The sequence below is a fragment of the Cellulomonas sp. NEAU-ZC6 genome, from assembly GCF_056844425.1.
This window is the reverse complement of record NZ_JBXFYH010000003.1, coordinates 1-22,329: the sequence shown is the minus strand read 5'-3', so window position 1 is coordinate 22,329 and position 22,329 is coordinate 1. Positions and strand designations below refer to the sequence as shown.

The 22,329-nt window shown below is 71.0% G+C and carries 11 protein-coding genes and 3 rRNA genes; 8 read left to right on the top strand and 6 right to left on the bottom strand.

Annotation, left to right across the window (positions count from 1 at the left end; genetic code table 11):
- Nucleotides 1–34: 34 nt before the first annotated feature.
- Nucleotides 35–1,030, top strand: a complete 996-nt coding sequence (locus AC1050_RS13665) for a phosphotransferase family protein (protein WP_482387952.1) — start codon at nt 35–37, stop codon at nt 1,028–1,030.
- 61 nt (nt 1,031–1,091) lie between these two features.
- Here AC1050_RS13665 and AC1050_RS13660 read toward each other — a convergent pair whose 3' ends face one another.
- Together AC1050_RS13660 and AC1050_RS13655 are read right to left on the bottom strand one after the other, a co-directional pair.
- Complete coding sequence (locus AC1050_RS13660) at nt 1,092–2,078, bottom strand: electron transfer flavoprotein subunit alpha/FixB family protein (RefSeq protein WP_482387951.1); 987 nt, start codon at nt 2,076–2,078, stop codon at nt 1,092–1,094.
- Complete coding sequence (locus tag AC1050_RS13655; RefSeq protein ID WP_482387950.1) at nt 2,075–2,908, bottom strand: electron transfer flavoprotein subunit beta/FixA family protein; 834 nt, start codon at nt 2,906–2,908, stop codon at nt 2,075–2,077. The genes AC1050_RS13660 and AC1050_RS13655 overlap by 4 nt, the downstream gene beginning before the upstream one ends.
- A 96-nt stretch (nt 2,909–3,004) precedes the next feature.
- On the opposite strand from AC1050_RS13655, the gene glgX reads away from it, so the two are divergent.
- Nucleotides 3,005–5,236: a glycogen debranching protein GlgX gene (glgX, locus tag AC1050_RS13650; protein WP_482387949.1), complete on the top strand. Its 2,232-nt coding sequence runs from the start codon at nt 3,005–3,007 to the stop codon at nt 5,234–5,236.
- Nucleotides 5,237–5,309: 73 nt separating this feature from the next.
- On the opposite strand, the gene glgP is transcribed toward glgX, so the two are convergent.
- Nucleotides 5,310–7,892, bottom strand: coding sequence for an alpha-glucan family phosphorylase (gene glgP, locus AC1050_RS13645; RefSeq protein ID WP_482387948.1), 2,583 nt, complete (start codon nt 7,890–7,892; stop codon nt 5,310–5,312).
- Nucleotides 7,893–8,015: 123 nt separating this feature from the next.
- Between glgP and AC1050_RS13640 the strand changes: the two genes are divergently transcribed.
- From AC1050_RS13640 to AC1050_RS13615, 6 genes are all read left to right on the top strand, one after another.
- Entirely contained in the window at nt 8,016–10,154 is a 2,139-nt protein-coding gene (locus tag AC1050_RS13640) for an alpha-1,4-glucan--maltose-1-phosphate maltosyltransferase (RefSeq protein WP_482387947.1), read from the top strand.
- A gap of 5 nt (nt 10,155–10,159) precedes the next feature.
- Nucleotides 10,160–11,941: a maltose alpha-D-glucosyltransferase gene (treS, locus tag AC1050_RS13635; protein ID WP_482388394.1), complete on the top strand. Its 1,782-nt coding sequence runs from the start codon at nt 10,160–10,162 to the stop codon at nt 11,939–11,941.
- Complete coding sequence (locus AC1050_RS13630) at nt 11,938–13,317, top strand: maltokinase N-terminal cap-like domain-containing protein (RefSeq protein WP_482387946.1); 1,380 nt, start codon at nt 11,938–11,940, stop codon at nt 13,315–13,317. Before treS ends, AC1050_RS13630 begins: the two co-directional genes overlap by 4 nt.
- Nucleotides 13,318–13,349: 32 nt before the next feature.
- Nucleotides 13,350–13,988, top strand: coding sequence for an SGNH/GDSL hydrolase family protein (locus AC1050_RS13625; RefSeq protein ID WP_482387945.1), 639 nt, complete (start codon nt 13,350–13,352; stop codon nt 13,986–13,988).
- Between the two features lie 80 nt (nt 13,989–14,068).
- A complete protein-coding gene (gene glgB, locus AC1050_RS13620) occupies nt 14,069–16,252 on the top strand; it encodes a 1,4-alpha-glucan branching protein GlgB (protein WP_482387944.1) in 2,184 nt (727 codons plus the stop codon).
- 101 nt (nt 16,253–16,353) lie between these two features.
- Nucleotides 16,354–16,602, top strand: a complete 249-nt coding sequence (locus AC1050_RS13615; protein WP_482387943.1) for a hypothetical protein — start codon at nt 16,354–16,356, stop codon at nt 16,600–16,602.
- A gap of 373 nt (nt 16,603–16,975) precedes the next feature.
- Here the strand turns inward: AC1050_RS13615 and rrf are convergent.
- The 3 genes from rrf to AC1050_RS13600 form a co-directional block, all read right to left on the bottom strand.
- Nucleotides 16,976–17,092, bottom strand: a 5S ribosomal RNA gene (gene rrf, locus AC1050_RS13610).
- A gap of 89 nt (nt 17,093–17,181) precedes the next feature.
- Nucleotides 17,182–20,293, bottom strand: a 23S ribosomal RNA gene (locus tag AC1050_RS13605).
- Nucleotides 20,294–20,663: 370 nt separating this feature from the next.
- A 16S ribosomal RNA gene (locus tag AC1050_RS13600) occupies nt 20,664–22,184 on the bottom strand.
- Together the 16S, 23S and 5S rRNA genes form the textbook arrangement of a ribosomal RNA operon.
- Nucleotides 22,185–22,329 lie beyond the last annotated feature (145 nt).

Here is a 22,329-nt window from a genome sequence, read left to right as displayed (position 1 = left end):
CCAGTCTACGAATCGTTTTGGCAGGATGTGCCCCGTGAGTGCCGACGACGCGACGACGCCTCCGCTGGCCTTCAGCGGCCAACGCCTGGACTGGCGCGACCTGCCGCGGTCCGTGCGCGCGCGGATCGCCGAGCTCGCCGGGTCCCAGGTGACCGCCGAGACCAGCGCGACCACCGGGTTCAGCCCGGGGTTCGCGGCGGTGCTCGAGCTGGCCGACGGGCACGGCGTGTTCGTCAAGGCGGTGTCGCCGGAGCAGAACCCCGAGTCGCCCGGGCTCGCCCGGGCGGAGGTGCGCGCGGCCGCCGCGCTGCCCCCGCAGGTCCCGGCGCCCCGCCTGCTCTGGTCCGACGACGACGGCGACTGGGTCCTGCTCGGCTTCGAGGTCGCCCCGGGCCGCCCGCCGCTGCTGCCGTGGCGCTCCGACGAGCTCGAGGTCGTGCTCCGCGCCCTGGACACCCTGGCCGAGGCCGAGCCGCTGCCGGGCCACGGGCTGGTCCGCACCGGCGACCAGCTGACCGACGACTTCACCGGCTGGGCCACGCTCGCCGCCCTGCCCGGCGCCGAGCTGGACCGGCTCGCCGTGCGTGCCGGGTCCGCCGGGGCCTGGGTGCGCGAGCACCTGGACGTGCTGGTCGACTGGGAGCGGGACGCGGTCGCCGCGTGCGCCGGCACCGCCCTGGTGCACGGCGACCTGCGGGCCGACAACGTCCTGATCGACCACGACCACGACGGCGGCCGGGTCGCGCTCATCGACTGGCCGCACACCAGCGTCGGGGCGCCCTGGCTGGACCTGGCGTTCATGCTGCCGAGCGTCGCGATGCAGGGCGGCGGGGCGCCGCAGGACATCTTCTGGTCCCGCCCGGTCGCGAAGCAGGTCGAGCCGGAGCGGCTGCGCGCGGCCGTGGCCGGGCTCGCGGGGTACTTCGCGCACAGCGCGATGCAGCCCGCGCCGCTCGGCATCCCGAACCTGCGCCGGTTCCAGGCCGCGCAGGCCCGGCACGCGGTCACCTGGCTGACCGCCCTCGCCTGACCCGGGGTCGCGCGACGCGGCCGGCGCCGGTCGGGCCGGCGCCGGTCGGGTCGGCCGCCGGTCAGCGCCGGCGGCGCAGCTCCTCGGTCACCTGCGGCAGCACGGTGAACAGGTCGCCGACGATCCCGTAGTCCGCGATCTCGAAGATCGGCGCCTCCGGGTCGCTGTTGACGGCGACGATCGTCCCCGACGCCTGCATGCCCCCACGGTGGTGCACCGCGCCGGAGACGCCGGCGCCGATGTACAGCCGCGGCGAGACGGTCACGCCGGTCTGCCCGATCTGCGCCTCGTGGCCGATCCAGCCCTCGTCGGTCGCCACGCGGGTCGCCCCGACGGCGGCGCCGACCTCGTCCGCGAGCGCCTCCAGCACCGAGAAGTCGCCCTCGGTGCCGCGCCCGCCGACGACGACCACGTCGGCCGAGGACAGATCGGGCCGGTCGGACGGCGTCTCCGGGGTGCGCGAGACGACCCGCACCCGCGTCGCCCGCTCCGAGACCGTGACCTCGCGGGACCGGACCTCCGGGATCAGCGGCGCCTCGGCGTCGACGTGCCGGGACACGATCGCGCCGGCCTTGATCGTCACGACCGCGAGGTCCGTGCGGACCGCGCACCGGGTGGTCCAGGTGCCGGCCAGCACGGTCTTGCCGGCCACCACGCGCCCGTCGTCGTCGCGGCCGACGGCGGCGGCGTCCGTCACGACGCCCGCGCCGGTGGCCACCGCGAGGCGGGCGACGGCCTCCTTGTTCTCGAACGTCGACAGCGCCAGCAGCACCGTGGCACCGGTGTCGCGGACCGCGTCGACGAGCACCTCGCCGAGGACCGGCGTCAGGCGCGGGTCGGCGTCGCCGGTCGTCACCGCGTGCACCACCTGCACCCCGTGCCGGCCGAGCACGGGCAGCGCCGGATCGAGCGGCTCGTCGCCCACCCAGAGCCCGTGCACCTCGCCGCCGCCGGCCAGGTCGCGGGCCGCGGTCGCCAGCTCCAGCACGCTGCCGCGCAGCGCGCCCGTCTCCGCGTGGTCCAGCAGGACCAGCACCGATGCGCTCACAGCACCTCTCCCGTCGCGGGGGTCGTCCGGACCAGCTCGTGCTCGACCAGCCAGGCGGCCAGCCGCGCGCCGGCCTCGCCGTCGTCGCTCACCAGCACCCGGTCGGTGCGCGGCGGCCGCGGCGCGGCCTCCAGCACCTCGGTCCGCGCGCCGGCGGTGCCGACGGTCGCCGGGTCGACGCCCAGGTCGGCGAGCGTGAGGTGCTCGACCGGCTTCTTGCGGGCCGCCATGATGCCCTGGAAGTTCGGGTACCGCGGCTGGTTGCTGCGGTCGGTCACCGACACCAGCGCGGGCAGCGGCGCCGCCAGCACCTCCGTCGTGTGGTCCAGGTCGCGGCGCACCGTGACGACGCCGTCGGCCAGCGTCACCTCGGCGGCGAGCGTGAGCTGCGGCAGGTCCAGCAGGTCGGCGAGCATGGCGGGCAGCAGCGAGGTCAAGCCGTCCAGGCCCGCCATGCCGGTGACCACCAGGTCGACCGGAGCCTGCTCGCCCAGCCGGCGCAGCACCGCGGCCAGCACGGTCGCCGTGCCGGGCACGTCCGAGCCGGCGATCGCGTCGTCCACCACGTGCACGGCGGCGTCCGCGCCCAGCTGCAGGCCACGGCGGACGGCGTCCTCGGCGTCGTCCGGGCCGACGGTCACGACGACGACCTCCGCGTCGCCACCCGCGTCCCGGGTCTGCTCCGCCAGGACGACCGCGGCCTCGACCGCGTTCTCGTCCAGCTCGTTGATGGTGCCGTCGCCACCGTCCCGGACCATGCGGCCGTCGGGCCCCATCGACCGGTCGGACTGGATGTCGGGCACGTGCTTCACGCACACCACGATTCTCACGCCGGGAACGTTACCCGCCCGGCACGCGCGGGGCACGGGACCCCCGTCCGGGACCGGAGCCGCAGGTCCTGGCCCCGGGCGGGCCACAATGGGTCCGTGACGTCCGCCGACCGCACCCCCGGTGCCCCGGTCCACCGCGGCGCGCCGCCGCCGCGCCTCGGCGTGCACGCGACCGACGACGGGATCGAGGTCGCCGTGCTCGCACCGCACGCCGACGCCGTCGACCTCTGCCTGCTCGACCCGGACCCGGCCTCGCCGACGGGCTGGGCGGAGCGGCGGGTGCCGCTGACCGGTCCCGACCTCGGCGTGTTCGCCGCCCGGGTGCCCGGCGTCCGCCCCGGGCAGCGCTACGGCCTGCGGGCGCACGGCACGTGGGACCCGGCCGCCGGGCTGCGGTACAACCCCGCCAAGCTGCTGGTCGACCCCTACGCCTACGGCCTGGTCGGCGAGGTCGACCACGGCCCGGCCACCTACGGCCACGTCGTGGACGACGCCCTGCGCGGCGACCCGCTCGGCGCCGCGGACCCGCGCGACTCGGTCGCGCACGTCCCGCACGGCGTGGTGCTGGACCGGCGCCCCGGGCGGCGCGGCGCCGGCGACGCGGTCGACCCCGCCGGCAACCGCCCGCACGTGCCGTGGGAGGACACGGTCGTCTACGAGGCCCACGTCCGCGGGCTGACGCTGCGGCACCCCGGCCTGCCGCCGCACCTGCGCGGCACCTACGCGGCGCTCGGGCACCCCGTGCTGGTGCAGCACCTGCGCGACCTCGGCGTCACCGCCGTCGAGCTGCTGCCGGTGCACGCGTTCTCCTCCGAGCCGCACCTGGTCGACAAGGGCCTGACCAACTACTGGGGCTACAGCACGCTCGGGTTCTTCGCCCCGCACGCGCCGTACGCGACCGCGGCCGCCCGGGCCGCGGGACCCGCCGCCGTCCTGGACGAGCTGCGCACCGCGGTGCACGCCCTGCACGAGGCCGGTATCGAGGTGCTGCTGGACGTCGTCTACAACCACACGTGCGAGGGCGGGCTGGCGGGTCAGCACCTGTCCTGGCGCGGCCTGGACTCCGCGGCGTACTACCTGCACGACGGCGGGCACCCGGCCGCGCTCGCCGACGTGACCGGCACCGGGAACACGCTCGACTTCCGGCGGCCGGAGGTCGTGCGGATGGCCCTCGACTCGCTGCGGTACTGGGCGCAGGAGGTCGGCGTCGACGGGTTCCGGTTCGACCTGGCGGTCACGCTGGGGCGCGGCCGCTCGGGCTTCGACCCCGACCACCCCTTCCTGGTGGCGGCGGGGACCGACCCGGCGCTGCACGGGCTGAAGCTGGTCGCCGAGCCGTGGGACGTCGGCCCGGGCGGCTGGCGCACCGGGCAGTTCCCGCCGCCGTTCGCCGAGTGGAACGACAAGTTCCGCAGCTCGGTGCGGTCGTTCTGGCTGGCCGACCCCGCCCGCGCCGCGCACGGCCTGCCCGAGCACCGGGTCCGCGACCTCGCGACCCGGCTGTCCGGTTCCGTCGACCTGTTCGGGCACTCCGACCCGCCCCTGGCCCGCGGGCCCCGGGCGAGCATCAACTACGTCACCGCCCACGACGGGTTCACGCTGGCCGACCTGGTGGCGTACGAGCACAAGCACAACGAGGCCAACGCCGAGAACAACCGCGACGGGTCGGACGACAACCGGTCCTGGAACCACGGCGTCGAGGGCCGGGTGGACGCCGACTCCGTGGCGGCCGACATCGTGCCGCTGCGCCGCCGGTCGATCCGGAACCTGCTGGCCACGCTGCTGCTGGCGACCGGCACGCCGATGATCACCGCGGGCGACGAGATCGGCCGCACCCAGCGCGGTAACAACAACGCCTACTGCCAGGACTCGGCGCTGTCCTGGGTCGCCTGGGACCTCGCGCCGTGGCGGCGGGACCTGCTGGCCACCGCGCAGCGGCTCACCGCCCTGCGCCGCGAGCACCCCGCCCTGCGCAGCGCGCACTTCTTCACCGGGCGCGCCGTCGCGGGCGACCGCCCCGACCTCACCTGGTTCGACCCGACCGGGGCGGCGTTCACCCACGAGCGCTGGCACGACGCCGACCTGCGCACCCTGCAGATGCTCCGCGCCGTCGACGGCGACGCCGTGCTGGTGGTGGTGAACGGCTCGCTGGACCCGGTCGACGTCGTGCTCGCCGACGGGCTGCCGACCACGTGGACCCTCGCCTGGGACTCGACGTGGGAGCACCCGGACGAGGTCCGGTCCGCGGACCTGAACGGCGCCCTGCACCAGCAGGCCGGCACCCGCGCCGTCCTCGAGCCCCTGAGCCTGCGCGTCTACACGGCCTGACGCCGGCCCGCCCGGCGCCGCCCGGCCCGCCCCGCCCCATCCCGCACACCGAGAGAGGGCGGCGCGCGCCGGGTCAGCCCGCGTTCGCGACCAGGCCGACCTCCGCGACGGAGGCGAGGCCCGCGTGCGTCGGGACCACGCGCACGCTGTAGCCGAACGGCCCGGAGGCGTCGAGCAGCACGTCCCCGGCGAACGCGTACCGGCCGCCCTCGTACGTGTCCGCGAGCGCCAGCGGGTCCACCGTGAAGCCGTCCAGCTCGTCGGACTCCGTGACCCGGCCGTGCACGACCTGGACCTCGACGTCCTCGGGCGCCAGGTCGCCCAGCGCGACGTACGCCTTGACGTGCAGGGCGTCGCCGACCTGCGGCACCTCCCCGACCCCGCCGGACTCGACGTGGTCGACGCGGACGTGCTGCCAGCCCGACCGCACCCGGCCCTTCCAGGCGGCGAGCTCGCGCGCGCCGGTGAACGACTGGTCGCCGGCCAGCGCGCGGCCCGCCACGGCGGCGGGGGCGTACAGCCGCTCGACGTAGTCCGCGACCATGCGCGTGGCCTGCACCTTCGGGCCGAGGGTGGCCAGCGTGTGCCGGACCATCTCGAGCCAGCGCAGCGGCAGCCCGCGCTCGTCCCGGTCGTAGAACCGCGGGGCGACCTGGTGCTCGATCAGCTCGTACAGCGCGGCGGCCTCCAGGTCGTCGCGGCGGTCCGGGTCCTCGACGCCGTCGGCGGTCGGGATGGCCCAGCCGTTCTCGCCGTCGTACCACTCGTCCCACCACCCGTCGAGGATCGACAGGTTGAGGCCGCCGTTCAGCGCGGCCTTCATGCCGGACGTGCCGCAGGCCTCGAGCGGGCGCAGCGGGTTGTTCAGCCAGACGTCGCAGCCCGGGTACAGGGTCTGCGCCATCGCGATGTCGTAGTTCGGCAGGAACACGATCCGGTGCCGCACGCCCTCGGCGTCGGCGAACCGGACCAGCTGCTGGATCAGCCGCTTGCCCTGGTCGTCGGCGGGGTGCGACTTGCCGGCGATGACCAGCTGCACCGGGCGCTCGGGGTGCGTGAGCAGGGCCTTGAGCCGCTCGGGGTCGCGCAGCATCAGCGTCAGCCGCTTGTAGGTCGGCACCCGCCGGGCGAACCCGATGGTCAGCACGTCGGGCGACAGCACGTCGTCCACCCAGCCGAGCTCGGCGGGGCTCGCGCCGCGCCGGGCCCAGGACGCGCGCACCCGGCGCCGGGCGTCGGTCACCAGCTGGGCGCGCAGCGTCCGGCGCAGCGCCCACAGCTCCTCGTCGCCGATGGCGTCGGTCCGCAGCCAGCCGTCGCCCGCCGCGAGCTCCTCGGCGGTGAGCCGCTCGGCGGCGAGCTCGCTCAGCCGCGGGTCGACCCAGGTCGGCGCGTGCACGCCGTTGGTGACCGACGTGATCGGCACCTCGACGTCGTCGAAGCCCGGCCACAGCCCGTTGAACATGTCGCGGGACACCTCGCCGTGCAGCACCGAGACCCCGTTCGCCCGGCCGCCCAGGCGCAGGCCCATGACCGCCATGTTGAACATCAGCGGGTCGCCGCCCGGGTAGTCCTCGGCGCCGAGCGCGAGCACCCGGTCGACGGGCACGCCGTCGGTCGCGTTCGCCCCGCCGAAGTACTGCTGGACCAGCTGCGCCTCGAACCGGTCGATGCCGGCGGGCACGGGCGTGTGCGTGGTGAACACCGTCGCGGCGCGCACCGCCTCGAGCGCCTCGTCGAACCCGAGGCCGGCGCCGGTCACCAGCTCGCGGATCCGCTCCACGCCGAGGAACCCGGCGTGCCCCTCGTTGGTGTGGTAGACCTCCGGCACCGGGGCGCCGGTCAGCCGCGACCACACCCGCAGCGCGCGGACGCCGCCCACCCCGAGCAGCAGCTCCTGCTGCAGCCGGTGCTCGCCGCCGCCCCCGTACAGCCGGTCGGTGACCTTGCGCGCGGCCTCGTCGTTCTCCGGCACGTCGGAGTCGAGCAGCAGCAGCGGCACCCGGCCGACGGTCGCGGTCCAGATGTGCGCGTGCAGCGTCCGGTCGCCGGGCAGCGCGATCCGCACGACGGCCGGGGTGCCGTCCTCCTCGCGGACCAGCGTCAGCGGCATGCCGTCCGGGTCCAGCACCGGGTAGGTCTCGACCTGCCAGCCGTCCCGGGTCAGCGCCTGCTTGAAGTAGCCCGAGCCGTACAGCAGGCCGACGCCGGTGATCGGGACTCCGAGGTCGGACGCGCTCTTGAGGTGGTCGCCGGCGAGGATGCCGAGGCCGCCGGAGTACTGCGGCAGCACGGCGGTGATGCCGAACTCCGGCGAGAAGTACGCGATCCCGGCCGGCAGCGTCGGGTCCGCGGCCTGCCGGCGCTGGTACCAGCGCGGCGCCTGCAGGTACCCGTGCAGGTCGGCCGTCGCGGCGCGCACGGCGGCCACGACGTCCGGGTCGGCGGCCAGCTCGGCCAGCCGCTCCGGGCGCAGCGCGCCGAGCAGCGCGACGGGGTCGCCGCCCACCTCGGCCCAGAGCCCCGGGTCGATCCGGGCGAACAGGTCGCGGGTGGGGGCGTGCCAGGACCAGCGGAGGTTGTGGGCGAGCTCGTCCAGGTCGGCGAGCTCGGCGGGCAGCGAGGTGCGGACGGTGAATCGGCGGATGGCTCTCACGCGCACGACAGTAGCCACGAGCGGGGCCGGGACGACAGCACCTACGTCCCACGAGATCGCCCGGGAGCAGGAGGTTCGCCGTCCGGATGGCTGGCTCCCGCACCAGTGGATAGGTTCGGGACCGTGACGTCGACACCCCCGCCGCGCGAGCCCGCGCCGCGTCGTGCCCGCCCCCGCTCGACCGCGTCCACGACGCCCGCCACCCGGACCGCCACGGCCGCCCCGGCGCCCGTGACCGCGTCCGGCCCCGCGGGCCACGCCCCCATCGGGCGGATCCCCGTCGTGGACGTCTCCCCCGTCGCCGAGGGCGGGCGCTGGCCCGCCAAGGCGGTCGTCGGCGAGGCGGTCCCGATCCGCGCCACCGTGTTCCGCGAGGGGCACGACGCCTGCGCCGCCACCGCGGTGCTGGTCGGGCCGGACGGCACCGACCGGTCCCGCGCCACGATGGTCGACATCGCTCCCGGCCTGGACCGGTACGAGGCGCACCTGGTGCCGGACGCGCCCGGCGCCTGGGGCTTCCGGGTCGAGGGCTGGTCCGACCCGTACGGCACCTGGTCGCACGACGCCCCGCTCAAGGTGGGCGCCGGCGTGGACGTCGAGCTGATGCTCGAGGAGGGCGCCCGCCTGCTGGAGCGCGCCGCCGCACGGACCACCGACGACGCCGGCGCCGCGATCGCGCCCGACGGCGCCCGGCTGCTGCGCGACGCCGTCACCGCGCTGCGGGACGCGACCCGGCCCGCCGAGGCCCGGCTCGCCGCCGGCCTGTCCGCCGAGGTCGCGGCCGTCCTGGCCGCGCACCCCGTGCGCGAGCTGGTCAGCCCGTCCCCGGTGTACCCCCTGCTGGTCGACCGGCCGCTCGCGATGGCCGGGGCCTGGTACGAGATCTTCCCGCGGTCGATCGGCGCCACCTACGACGACGCGACGGGCACCTGGACCACCGGCACCCTGCGCACCGCGGCGACGGACGTGCCGCGCATCGCCGGCCTCGGGTTCGACGTCGTCTACCTGACGCCGATCCACCCGATCGGCACCACGCACCGCAAGGGCCGGAACAACACGCTCGACGCGCGCCCCGGCGACCCGGGCTCCCCCTACGCGATCGGCTCGCCCGACGGCGGCCACGACGCCATCGACCCGTCGCTCGGCACCTTCGAGGACTTCGACGCGTTCGTCGCCGAGGCCCGGGCGCAGGGCCTGGAGGTCGCGCTCGACCTCGCCCTGCAGTGCTCCCCCGACCACCCGTGGGTCACGGAGCACCCGGAGTGGTTCACCACCCGGCTGGACGGCACGATCGCCTACGCCGAGAACCCGCCCAAGAAGTACCAGGACATCTACCCCCTGAACTTCGACAACGACCCGGAGGGCATCTACGCGGAGATCCGCCGCGTGCTGCAGGTGTGGATCGACCACGGTGTGACGGCGTTCCGCGTCGACAACCCGCACACCAAGCCGCTGTCGTTCTGGCAGCGGATCCTTGCCGACGTCCGCGCGACGCACCCGGAGGTCGTGTTCCTGTCGGAGGCGTTCACCCGCCCGGCGATGATGCTCAACCTGGCCCGGGTCGGGTTCCACCAGTCGTACACGTACTTCACCTGGCGGAACACGAAGGACGAGATCGAGGAGTACCTGGCCGAGGTCTCCGGCGAGCAGGGCTCCTGGATGCGGCCGAGCTTCTGGCCGACCACGCACGACATCCTCACCCCGTACATGCAGACCGGCGGCACCGCCGGGTTCGCCGTCAAGGCCGTGCTGGCCGCCCTCGGCGCGCCGACCTGGGGCATCTACTCCGGCTACGAGCTGGTCGAGGACGTGCCGCGGCCGGGCGTCGAGGAGCAGATCGACAACGAGAAGTACGAGTTCAAGCCGCGCGACTGGTCGGCCGCCGAGCCGCTCGGCATCGCCCGGCTGCTGCGCTCGCTCAACGAGATCCGCAGGGCGCACCCGGCGCTGCTGCAGCTGCGCAACCTCACGGTGCATCCCACGAGCGACCCGTCGCTGGTGGCGTTCTCGCGGCACCTGCCCGCGCACCTGTCCCCGACCGGGCGCGCGGACACCGTGCTGGTCGTGGTGAACCTCGACCCGCGGTCGGCGCACGACGGCGTCGTCGACCTGGACCTCGCGGCGCTGGGCCTGGAGCCCGACGCGAAGTTCGTGGCCCACGACGTGCTGTCCCAGGAGGTCTACGCCTGGGACGGGCACCCGTGGGTCCGGCTCGACCCGTACAGCCGGGTCGCGCACGTCGTCGTGGTGGAGCGGGTGTGAGCCCGCTGGGGCCGACGGGCGGCGCACCGGCGCCGTCCGCCGCGGGGGCTGCCCCCGTCCCGCCGCTCACCGGTCAGATCGCGGTCACGGCCCTGCCGGCCAAGCGGCAGCCGCCGGTGCCCGCGCCCGAGGGCGGCGGCCTGAGCAACGACCCGGAGTGGTACCGCACCGCGGTGTTCTACGAGGTGATGATCCGGTCGTTCTCCGACTCCGACGGCTCCGGCAGCGGCGACCTGCGCGGCCTGATCGAGCGGCTCGACTACCTCAAGTGGCTCGGCATCGACTGCCTGTGGCTGCCGCCGTTCTACCCGTCCCCGCTGCGCGACGGCGGCTACGACGTGTCCGACTACACCGCCGTCGCCGCGCAGTACGGCTCGCTGGACGACTTCACGGAGCTGGTCGCGCAGGCGCACGAGCGCGGCATCCGCGTCGTCGTCGACCTGGTGATGAACCACTCCTCCGACCAGCACCCCTGGTTCCAGGCGTCCCGCTCCGACCCCGAGGGTCCGTACGGCGACTTCTACGTCTGGTCCGACGACCCGACGCGCTACCAGGACGCCCGGATCATCTTCGTCGACACCGAGACGTCCAACTGGACCTTCGACCCCGTGCGCCGGCAGTACTTCTGGCACCGGTTCTTCAGCCACCAGCCCGACCTGAACTTCGACAACCCGCGGGTGGTCGAGGCGATGCACGACGTCGCCCGGTTCTGGCTGCGGCTGGGCGTCGACGGGTTCCGGCTCGACGCCGTGCCCTACCTGTACGAGCGCGACGGCACGAACTGCGAGAACCTCCCGGAGACGCACCGGTTCCTGCGCGACCTGCGGGCGATGATCGACCGGGAGTTCCCCGGGCGGATCATGCTGGCCGAGGCCAACCAGTGGCCCGAGGACGTCGTGCACTACTTCGGCACCGAGGCCGAGCCCGAGTGCCACATGTGCTTCCACTTCCCCGTGATGCCGCGCATCTACTACTCGCTGCGCGACCAGCAGGCGACGTCGATCGTCGACATCCTCGCGGACACGCCGGAGATCCCCGCCGGCGGGCAGTGGAGCACGTTCCTGCGCAACCACGACGAGCTCACGCTCGAGATGGTGTCCACCGAGGAGCGCGCCTCGATGTACGGCTGGTACGCCCCGGACTCCCGGATGCGTGCCAACATCGGCATCCGGCGCCGGCTCGCGCCCCTGCTCGAGGACTCCCGCAAGGAGATCGAGCTCGCGCACGCCCTGCTCCTGTCGCTGCCGGGCAGCCCCTGCCTGTACTACGGCGACGAGATCGGGATGGGCGACAACATCTGGCTGCCCGACCGCGACGCGGTGCGCACCCCGATGCAGTGGACGCCCGACCGGAACTCCGGCTTCTCCACCGCGGACCCCGGCAAGCTCTACCTGCCGGTGATCCAGTCGCTGGTGCACCACTACAACAACGTCAACGTCGAGGCGCAGCTCGCGCAGCACACCTCGCTGCTGCACTGGGTGCGCGGCATGCTCGCGGTCCGGCGCCAGCACCCGGCGCTCGGCCTCGGCACGTTCGAGGTCGTGCCGGGCGACAACGAGAGCGTCCTGTCGTTCCTGCGCCGGTCGGACACCGAGACGCTGCTGTGCGTGGCCAACCTCGCGTCGACGGCCCGGGCGTCGACGCTGCGTCTGCCCGCCGCGCTGGCGGGTGCGGAGCTGCGCGACGTGTTCGGCGGCGCGCCGTTCCCCTCGGTCGGCACCGACGGGACCGTCTCGGTCACGCTCGGCTCCCGCGACTTCTACTGGCTGGCGGTGACGACGGCATGACCGGGCGGCGCGTGGTGCACGAGTCCCGCGACGACGCGCTGGCGGCGCTGCTGGCGCCCTGGCTGCCGGGCCGGCGCTGGTTCCCCGTCAAGGGCACCGAGGCCCGGGTGAGCGCGATCGGCGGGCTCACGCTCACCGACCCCGACGGCGACGCCGAGGTGCGGCTGCTGCTGATCCGCGCCGAGGGCGCCGGGACGGGCGCGGTGCTGCAGGTGCCGCTCGTGCTCGACGGCGACGTCGCGGACGACCACCCCGCCCTCGTCGGCCGGCTGCCGGACGGCACCGTGGTGCTGGACGGCGCCGGGCTCCCGGAGTTCGAGCGCGCGTGGCTCGCCGAGGCGGACCGGCCCGAGGGTGCTCCCGCAGCCGCCCCGACCGACCGGCTCGGGGCGCCCAAGGTCGTCCCGGGCGAGCAGTCCAACACCTCGGTGATCCTGCCCGGCGCCGGCCCCGACGGCGGCACCGCGATGCTCAAGGTGTTCCGCGGCCTGTCCGACGGCGACAACCCCGACGTCGACGTGCCCCGCGCGCTGGCCGAGGCCGGCTGGTCGCACGTGCCCGCCCCGCTCGCCTGGCTCGGCGCCGAGTGGCCCGACGGCGAGGGCACCGCGCACGGGCACCTCGGCGTGCTCAGCGCGTTCGTCCCCGGCGCGCAGGACGGGTTCGAGCTCGCGTGCGACCTGGCCCGCGCCGGGACGTCGTTCGCCGACCTCGCGCACGAGCTCGGTGCCGTCGTCGGCCAGATGCACCGCGCGCTCGCGCAGGCGCTGCCGACCGACGCCGAGCCGCCCGCCCCGCCGGCGCCCGCCGAGGGCCGGCACGCCGCCGACCCCGAGCCCGGCCTGTCCCCGGCGGCGGCGGTCGTCGCCGACGGGCTGGCCGCCCGGTTCGCCTGGGCCCGGGAGGCCGTGCCCGAGCTGGAGCGGTACGCCGACCCCGTCGCCGCCCTGGCCGAGCGCACCCGGCTGCTGCACGAGGTCCCGCCCCGGCAGCGCGTGCACGGCGACCTGCACCTGGGGCAGGTGCTGCGCGGGGACGGCACCTGGTACGTCCTGGACTTCGAGGGCGAGCCGCTGGTGCCGGTCGCGCAGCGCACCCGGCCCGACCTGGCGCTGCGCGACGCCGCCGGCATGCTCCGGTCCTTCGACTACGCCGCCGCCGTCGGCGACGCACCCGGCGCCTGGACCGACGTGGCGCGCACCGCGTTCCTCGCGGGGTACTCGGCGGAGTCGGCCGACCTGGACCCGGGCGTGCGCGCGCACCTGCTGCGCGTGCTCGAGCTGGACAAGGCGCTGTACGAGGCGGTCTACGAGGCGCGCAACCGGCCCACCTGGCTGCCGATCCCGATGCGGGCCGTCGAGCGGCTGATCGGCTGACGGGGCGGCCGGCGGCTGGCAGACTGCCGCGCGTGACCGCCGACGCCCCCGCTCCCCCGTCCGGCCCGCACGTGCTGTTCGCCGGCGACTCCGTCACCGACTGCGGCCGGCGCGCCGACCCGGGCGGGCTGGGCGACGGGTACGTCCGGCTGCTCGCCGAGGGCCCGCTGCGCGGCGCGCGGGTCACCAACCGCGGGGTCGGCGGCGACCGGGCGGTCGACCTGGCCGCGCGCTGGGACCCCGACGTCCTGCAGGCGCGCCCGGACGTGCTCTCCGTCCTGATCGGCATCAACGACACCTGGCGCCGGTACGACGCGGGCGAGCCGACCCCCGCCGCCGCGTTCGAGGCGACCTGCCGCACGCTGCTCGGCGGTGCCCTGGCCGCCGGCGTCCGCCGCCTGGTGCTGGTCGAGCCGTTCGTGCTGCCCGTGACGCCCGAGCAGGAGCGGTGGTGGGACGAGGACCTCGGTGAGCGGGTGGCCGTCGTCCGGCGGCTGGCCGCGGAGCACGACGCCGTGCTCGTGCCGGCGGCCGCGCACCTGTCGGCGCTTGCCGGTGCGGACGGTGCGGGTGAGCTCGCGGCGGACGGCGTGCACCCGACCCCGGCGGGCCACCGCGCGCTCGCCGACCTGTGGTGGTCGGTGGCCGGCGGGGCGGTCCTGCGCGACTGACCGCGTGACCGGCGGACCGGCCGGCCACGTGCCGGGCACCTCTGGCTGCGGGAACGCGCCGGTGGTGGTTGGGTAGGGACATGAACCGCCCGGCAGAGACGTCGCCCGTCACCGTGGACCCCGGAACGCTGCACGCCGTGGCCTCCGGCGCGCACCACGACCCGCACGCCGTCCTCGGTGCGCACCAGACCCCGAGCGGGCTGGTCGTGCGCACCCTGCGCCCCATGGCGGACGCCGTCGTGGTGGTCACCGCCGACGGCTCGACGCCCGCGGTGCACGAGCAGGACGGCATCTGGGTCGCCCTGCTGCCCCACCCGCAGGTGGTCGACTACCGGCTCGACGTCACCTACGGGGGCGAGACCACCCGGGTCGACGACCCGTACCGCTACCTCCCCACGGTCCAGGAGCTGGACCGGCACCTGATCCGCGAGGGCCGGCACGAGCAGCTGTGGTCCGTGCTCGGCGCCAACGTGCACCGCTACCCGGGCTCCCTCGGCGACGTCGAGGGCACCGCGTTCGCCGTCTGGGCGCCCAACGCCCGTGCCGTCCGGGTCGTCGGCGACTTCAACCACTGGCAAGGCTCGACCCACGCCATGCGCTCGCTCGGCGAGTCCGGGGTGTGGGAGATCTTCGTGCCCGGCGTCACCGCCGGCGCGCGGTACAAGTTCGAGATCCTCGGCGCCGACGGCGGCTGGCGGCAGAAGGCCGACCCGCTGGCCAAGGGCACGGAGGTGCCGCCGGCCACCGCCTCCGTCGTCGTCGAGTCCGCCTTCAGCTGGGGCGACGACGAGTGGATCCAGCAGCGGCAGACCCACGACCCGCACGCCGGCCCCATGAGTATCTACGAGGTGCACCTCGGCTCCTGGCGCCAGGGGCTGTCCTACCGCGACCTCGCGGCGCAGCTCACCGAGTACGTGCTGGAGATGGGCTTCACCCACGTCGAGTTCCTGCCGGTGGCCGAGCACCCGTTCGGCGGCTCCTGGGGCTACCAGGTCACCTCGTACTACGCGCCCACCTCGCGGTTCGGGCACCCCGACGACTTCCGGTACCTGGTCGACACCCTGCACCGCGCCGGCATCGGCGTGCTGATCGACTGGGTGCCCGCGCACTTCCCCAAGGACGAGTGGGCGCTGGCCCGGTTCGACGGCACCCCGCTGTACGAGCACCCGGACCCGATGCGCGGCGAGCAGATGGACTGGGGCACCTACGTCTTCGACTTCGGTCGCAACGAGGTGCGCAACTTCCTGGTCGCCAACGCCACCTACTGGCTCGAGGAGTTCCACGCCGACGGGCTGCGGGTCGACGCCGTCGCCTCGATGCTCTACCTCGACTACTCCCGCGAGCCCGGCCAGTGGCGCCCGAACGCGCACGGCGGCCGCGAGAACCTCGAGGCGATCTCGTTCCTGCAGGAGGCCAACGCGACCGCCTACCGGCGGACCCCCGGCGTCATGATGATCGCCGAGGAGTCGACCGCCTGGCCGGGCGTCACCACCCCCACCAGCGGCGGCGGCCTCGGGTTCGGCCTCAAGTGGAACATGGGCTGGATGAACGACACGCTCCGCTACCTCGCGGAGCTGCCGATCAACCGCCGCTACCACCACCACGAGGCGACGTTCTCGCTGGTGTACGCGTTCTCCGAGCAGTTCGTCCTGCCCATCAGCCACGACGAGGTCGTGCACGGCAAGGGATCGCTCATGCGCAAGATGCCCGGGGACGACTGGCAGCAGCGCGCCGGCGTCCGCGCCCTGCTCGGCTACCAGTGGTCGCACCCCGGCAAGCAGCTGCTGTTCATGGGCTCCGAGTTCGCCCAGGGCACCGAGTGGGCCGAGTCCCGGTCGCTCGACTGGTACCTGCTCGACCACGAGCCGCACCGCGGCGTGCAGCGGGCCGTGCGCGACCTGAACCGGTTCTACCGCTCGCACTCCGCCATGTGGGCCCTCGACCACAGCCCGCAGGGTTTCGAGTGGATCGACGCCAACGACGCCGACCGCAATGTCCTCGCCTACCTGCGCCGGGACGACCGCGGCAACGTGGTCGCGGTGGTGGTCAACTTCTCGGGCGTCCCGCACGAGAACTACCGGCTCGCGCTCCCCCAGGGCGGCACCTGGATCGAGGCCGTCAACACCGACGCCGAGGAGTACGGCGGCTCCGGCGTGGGCAACCTCGGCCAGGTCGAGGCGCGGCCCGAGCCGCACCACGGCCGCGCGTTCTCCGCGACGGTCCGCGTGCCCCCGCTCGGCGTCCTGTACTTCGTCCCGGCCTGATCGGACGCGCTCGCGGGATGTCGGACTCCCCGTCGAGGCCCCTGGTCATCGCAGGCACGGGATACGACCACCGGCACCGCGGAGCGAGCACGGTCCTGCACGTGGAGGACGACCCGGTAGCGCTCCGCCGGGCCGTCGCGCTGCTCGACGCCCTGGAACCGGACCCCGAGGACGCGTGGACGGAGTCGCCGTTCGCGTCGGTGGTGCGCCTGGAGAGCCGTGGCCCCACCCTGCTCGAGGTCGGGTTGCTGGGCGGCGGGTGGGTGCGCCTCCCACTGGGCGACGCCCCCGCCGCAGGTACGCCGCTGTGGACGTGGCTCGCCGACGCCGGCGTGCACCCGGACAGCTGAGGTCCACCCCCTACGGACACCCCGGGCACGGCTGAAACCTCCGCCGCGGACAGGGGACCCCCACGCCGTGCACCGGTCTCTCGACGCGGACCCGAACCGACGCCACAGCGCCTCCAGCAGGGGGACGTGGCTGCCGGGCCGCCGCTACCAGGGCGGCGGCGCCGCCGGCACGTCGAGCGGGAAGCCATCGAGCGACGCTCGTCGAAGTGGCAGAAGCGGCCTGCGTGGCAGGGCCGACGCACAGGCGCGCGTTGTCATCTCGGCGCCCGGGGAGCTGCGGGGGCATGCGTGCACGGGTGCGTGCGCGGGGCCGGGAAATGTTCCGGGAAACACGAAGAGCCACCCCTTGCGGGGTGGCTCTTCGTGAATGGATGTCCGGCGGCGTCCTACTCTCCCACACCCTGGCGAGTGCAGTACCATCGGCGCTGAAGGGCTTAGCTTCCGGGTTCGGAATGGGACCGGGCGTTTCCCCTTCGCTATGACCGCCGTAACTCTGTCGAACTGTCAAAGCACATACCTGACGGCAGGGTGCTCGTGGTTCGGGAACCGCACAGTGGACGCGTAGCAACACAAAGTGTTGTGGTGAAGTTGTCGGCTTATTAGTACCGGTCAGCTGCGGCAGTCTTGCGTCCTGCCTTCCACATCCGGCCTATCTACCCGGTGGTCTAGCCGGGAGCCTCTCACCCCTCGAGGGGGCGTGGAAACCTCATCTTGAAGCAGGCTTCCCGCTTAGATGCTTTCAGCGGTTATCCCTTCCGAACGTAGCCAACCAGCCGTGCTCCTGGCGGAACAACTGGCACACCAGAGGTTCGTCCGTCCCGGTCCTCTCGTACTAGGGACAGCCCTTCTCAAGTTTCCTGCGCGCGCAGCGGATAGGGACCGAACTGTCTCACGACGTTCTAAACCCAGCTCGCGTACCGCTTTAATGGGCGAACAGCCCAACCCTTGGGACCTACTCCAGCCCCAGGATGCGACGAGCCGACATCGAGGTGCCAAACCATGCCGTCGATATGGACTCTTGGGCAAGATCAGCCTGTTATCCCCGGGGTACCTTTTATCCGTTGAGCGACGGCGCTTCCACAAGCCACCGCCGGATCACTAGTTCCGACTTTCGTCCCTGCTCGACCTGTCAGTCTCACAGTCAAGCTCCCTTGTGCACTTGCACTCGCCACCTGATTGCCAACCAGGCTGAGGGAACCTTTGAGCGCCTCCGTTACATTTTAGGAGGCAACCGCCCCAGTTAAACTACCCATCAGGCACTGTCCCTGATCCGGATCACGGACCGAGGTTAGATATCCAGAGCGACCAGAGTGGTATTTCAACGTTGACTCCACCGACACTGGCGTGCCGGCTTCACAGTCTCCCACCTATCCTACACAAGCCGCACCGAACACCAATACCAAACTATAGTAAAGGTCCCGGGGTCTTTCCGTCCTGCTGCGCGTAACGAGCATCTTTACTCGTAGTGCAATTTCGCCGAGTTCGCGGTTGAGACAGCGGGGAAGTCGTTACGCCATTCGTGCAGGTCGGAACTTACCCGACAAGGAATTTCGCTACCTTAGGATGGTTATAGTTACCACCGCCGTTTACTGGGGCTTAAATTCTGAGCTTCGCCTTGCGGCTGACCCGTCCTCTTAACCTTCCAGCACCGGGCAGGCGTCAGTCCGTATACATCGTCTTGCGACTTCGCACGGACCTGTGTTTTTAGTAAACAGTCGCTTCCCCCTGGTCTCTGCGGCCCTCCACGCTTCCCGGGCAAGCCGGTACACGCTTCAGGCCCCCCTTCTCCCGAAGTTACGGGGGCATTTTGCCGAGTTCCTTAACCACGATTCTCTCGATCGCCTTGGTATTCTCTACCTGATCACCTGAGTCGGTTTAGGGTACGGGCGGCTAGAACCTCGCGTCGAAGCTTTTCTCGGCAGCATAGGATCACCCAATCATCCAGCATACGCTGTCACCATCGGTTCTCAGGCTATGTGAGTGGCGGATTTGCCTACCACTCGCCCTACGGCCTTGGACGTGGACTACCATCGCCACGCTGGGCTACCTTCCTGCGTCACTCCTGTTAATACGCTTACCTACTACCGGATCGGGTCACGCGCTCCCCGCCGCGGTGACTCCCGAAGGAGTCGGTGCGGCGGCTCGGGCGTTTAGCATCACCGGGCTCGGTATGGGCGGTTCTTCGCCGGTACGGGAATATCAACCCGTTGTCCATCGACTACGCCTGTCGGCCTCGCCTTAGGTCCCGACTTACCCAGGGCGGATTAGCCTGGCCCTGGAACCCTTGATCATTCGGCGGACGGGTTTCTCACCCGTCATTCGCTACTCATGCCTGCATTCTCACTCGTGTGGCGTCCACCACTGGGTTACCCCGCAGCTTCACCCGCCACACGACGCTCCCCTACCCATCCACACGGCTGGACCACGAAGGCCTGCCTGAAATGTGAATGCCACAGCTTCGGCGGTATACTTGAGCCCCGCTACATTGTCGGCGCGGAATCACTTGACCAGTGAGCTATTACGCACTCTTTCAAGGGTGGCTGCTTCTAAGCCAACCTCCTGGTTGTCTGTGCAACTCCACATCCTTTCCCACTTAGCATACGCTTAGGGGCCTTAGCTGGTGGTCTGGGCTGTTTCCCTCTCGACTACGGAGCTTATCCCCCGCAGTCTCACTGCCACGCTCTCACTTACCGGCATTCGGAGTTTGGCTAACGTCAGTAACCTGGTGGGGCCCATCGGCTATCCAGTAGCTCTACCTCCGGCAAGAAACACGTGACGCTGCACCTAAATGCATTTCGGGGAGAACCAGCTATCACGAAGTTTGATTGGCCTTTCACCCCTAACCACAGGTCATCCCCCCGGTTTTCAACCCAGGTGGGTTCGGTCCTCCACGCGGTCTTACCCGCGCTTCAACCTGCCCATGGCTAGATCACTTCGCTTCGGGTCTAGAGCACGCGACTGTATCGCCCTATTCGGACTCGCTTTCGCTACGGCTTCCCCACACGGGTTAACCTCGCCACGTACCACTAACTCGCAGGCTCATTCTTCAAAAGGCACGCCGTCACCCCTGCTAGGGAGGCTCCGACGGATTGTAGGCACACGGTTTCAGGTACTATTTCACTCCCCTCCCGGGGTACTTTTCACCTTTCCCTCACGGTACTTGTCCGCTATCGGTCACTAGGTAGTATTTAGGCTTAGCAAGTGGTCTTGCCAGATTCACACGGGATTTCTCGGGCCCCGTGCTACTTGGGATCCCCTTCGGGAGGCCACGTCATTTCGTCTACGGGGGTACCACCCTCTGTGCCGGGCCTTTCAATGCCCTTCGACTATAACGCGGCTTTCTGACTCCCTGACGGATCGGCAGATCCATCGGAAAGGTCCCACAACCCCGTACACGCAACGCCTGCCGGCTTGGCACGCATACGGTTTGGCCTCATCCGCTTTCGCTCGCCACTACTCACGGAATATCTCTTCCTGCCGGTACTGAGATGTTTCACTTCCCGGCGTTCCCTCCACACACCCTATATATTCAGGTGCGGGTCACACGACATGACTCGTGCGGGGTTTCCCCATTCGGACATCCTCGGATCACGGTTCGTTTGCCAACTCCCCGAGGCTTATCGCAGGCTACAACGTCCTTCTTCGGCTCCTAGTGCCAAGGCATCCACCCTGTGCCCTTAAAAACTTGACCACAAAGACATTACTTTAAAAGATGCTCGCGTCCACTGTGCAGTTCTCAAACAACGAACGATCCCCAGGTCTTCCGCCGGCGCCTGCCCCCACCAGCTGGTGTGAGCGGTTCGACCGACCGACCGGGCCCGTCATGAAGCAACACCCCCAAAGCGGGCTGTTCCCTCAGGACCCAACAGCGTGCCCAGGCGACCCGACCAGATCAGCGGTGCGAGGTTCCGACCACCCGAAGGCGGAGTACTGACGCGATGCCGACCCAGCAAGAGGTCGCCGTAGTTGATGTTCCACCCGTGAGCACCACCCCGAACGCGTACGGTCCGGGCCTGGTCTCTGCACACCCTGCACCAGGCAGAGCGTCAGAAGCTCCTTAGAAAGGAGGTGATCCAGCCGCACCTTCCGGTACGGCTACCTTGTTACGACTTAGTCCCAATCGCCAGTCCCACCTTCGACGGCTCCCCCCACAAGGGTTGGGCCACCGGCTTCGGGTGTTACCGACTTTCGTGACTTGACGGGCGGTGTGTACAAGGCCCGGGAACGTATTCACCGCAGCGTTGCTGATCTGCGATTACTAGCGACTCCGACTTCATGGGGTCGAGTTGCAGACCCCAATCCGAACTGAGACCGGCTTTTTGGGATTCGCTCCACCTCGCGGTATCGCAGCCCTTTGTACCGGCCATTGTAGCATGCGTGAAGCCCAAGACATAAGGGGCATGATGATTTGACGTCATCCCCACCTTCCTCCGAGTTGACCCCGGCAGTCTCCTATGAGTCCCCGGCATGACCCGCTGGCAACATAGGACGAGGGTTGCGCTCGTTGCGGGACTTAACCCAACATCTCACGACACGAGCTGACGACAACCATGCACCACCTGTACACCGACCTTGCGGGGCAACCATCTCTGGAAGTTTCCGGTGTATGTCAAGCCTTGGTAAGGTTCTTCGCGTTGCATCGAATTAATCCGCATGCTCCGCCGCTTGTGCGGGCCCCCGTCAATTTCTTTGAGTTTTAGCCTTGCGGCCGTACTCCCCAGGCGGGGCACTTAATGCGTTTGCTGCGGCACGGAACTCGTGGAATGAGCCCCACACCTAGTGCCCAACGTTTACGGCATGGACTACCAGGGTATCTAATCCTGTTCGCTCCCCATGCTTTCGCTCCTCAGCGTCAGTTGCGGCCCAGTGACCTGCCTTCGCCATCGGTGTTCCTCCTGATATCTGCGCATTCCACCGCTACACCAGGAATTCCAGTCACCCCTACCGCACTCTAGTCTGCCCGTACCCACTGCAAGCCCGAGGTTGAGCCTCGAGTTTTCACAGCAGACGCGACAAACCGCCTACGAGCTCTTTACGCCCAATAATTCCGGACAACGCTTGCGCCCTACGTATTACCGCGGCTGCTGGCACGTAGTTAGCCGGCGCTTCTTCTGCAGGTACCGTCACTTGCGCTTCTTCCCTGCTGAAAGAGGTTTACAACCCGAAGGCCTTCATCCCTCACGCGGCGTCGCTGCATCAGGCTTGCGCCCATTGTGCAATATTCCCCACTGCTGCCTCCCGTAGGAGTCTGGGCCGTGTCTCAGTCCCAGTGTGGCCGGTCGCCCTCTCAGGCCGGCTACCCGTCGTCGCCTTGGTGGGCCACTACCCCACCAACAAGCTGATAGGCCGCGAGTCCATCCCTGACCGATAAATCTTTCCAGACACTTCGGATGCCCGAGCGTCTCGTATCCGGTATTAGACCTCGTTTCCAAGGCTTATCCCAGAGTCAGGGGCAGGTTACTCACGTGTTACTCACCCGTTCGCCACTGATCCACCCAGCAAGCTGGGCTTCACCGTTCGACTTGCATGTGTTAAGCACGCCGCCAGCGTTCGTCCTGAGCCAGAATCAAACTCTCCGTTGATGTCTACATGGCAACCACCACCCGAAGGCAGCAGTCCACCGACACACGAAACGACCACCCCCACGCTGACGAAGGGGCAGCCAGTTCAACATGGCTGTGCGGGCCGACCCAGACGGAGCAGGGCCAGACCCACGACACCAAAAAA

Coding starts and splice junctions, on each gene's coding strand:
- glgB (WP_482387944.1), top strand. CDS start 14,069: ATGAACCGCCCGGCAGAGACGTCGCCCGTCACCGTGGACCCCGGAACG.
- AC1050_RS13630 (WP_482387946.1), top strand. CDS start 11,938: ATGACCGGGCGGCGCGTGGTGCACGAGTCCCGCGACGACGCGCTGGCG.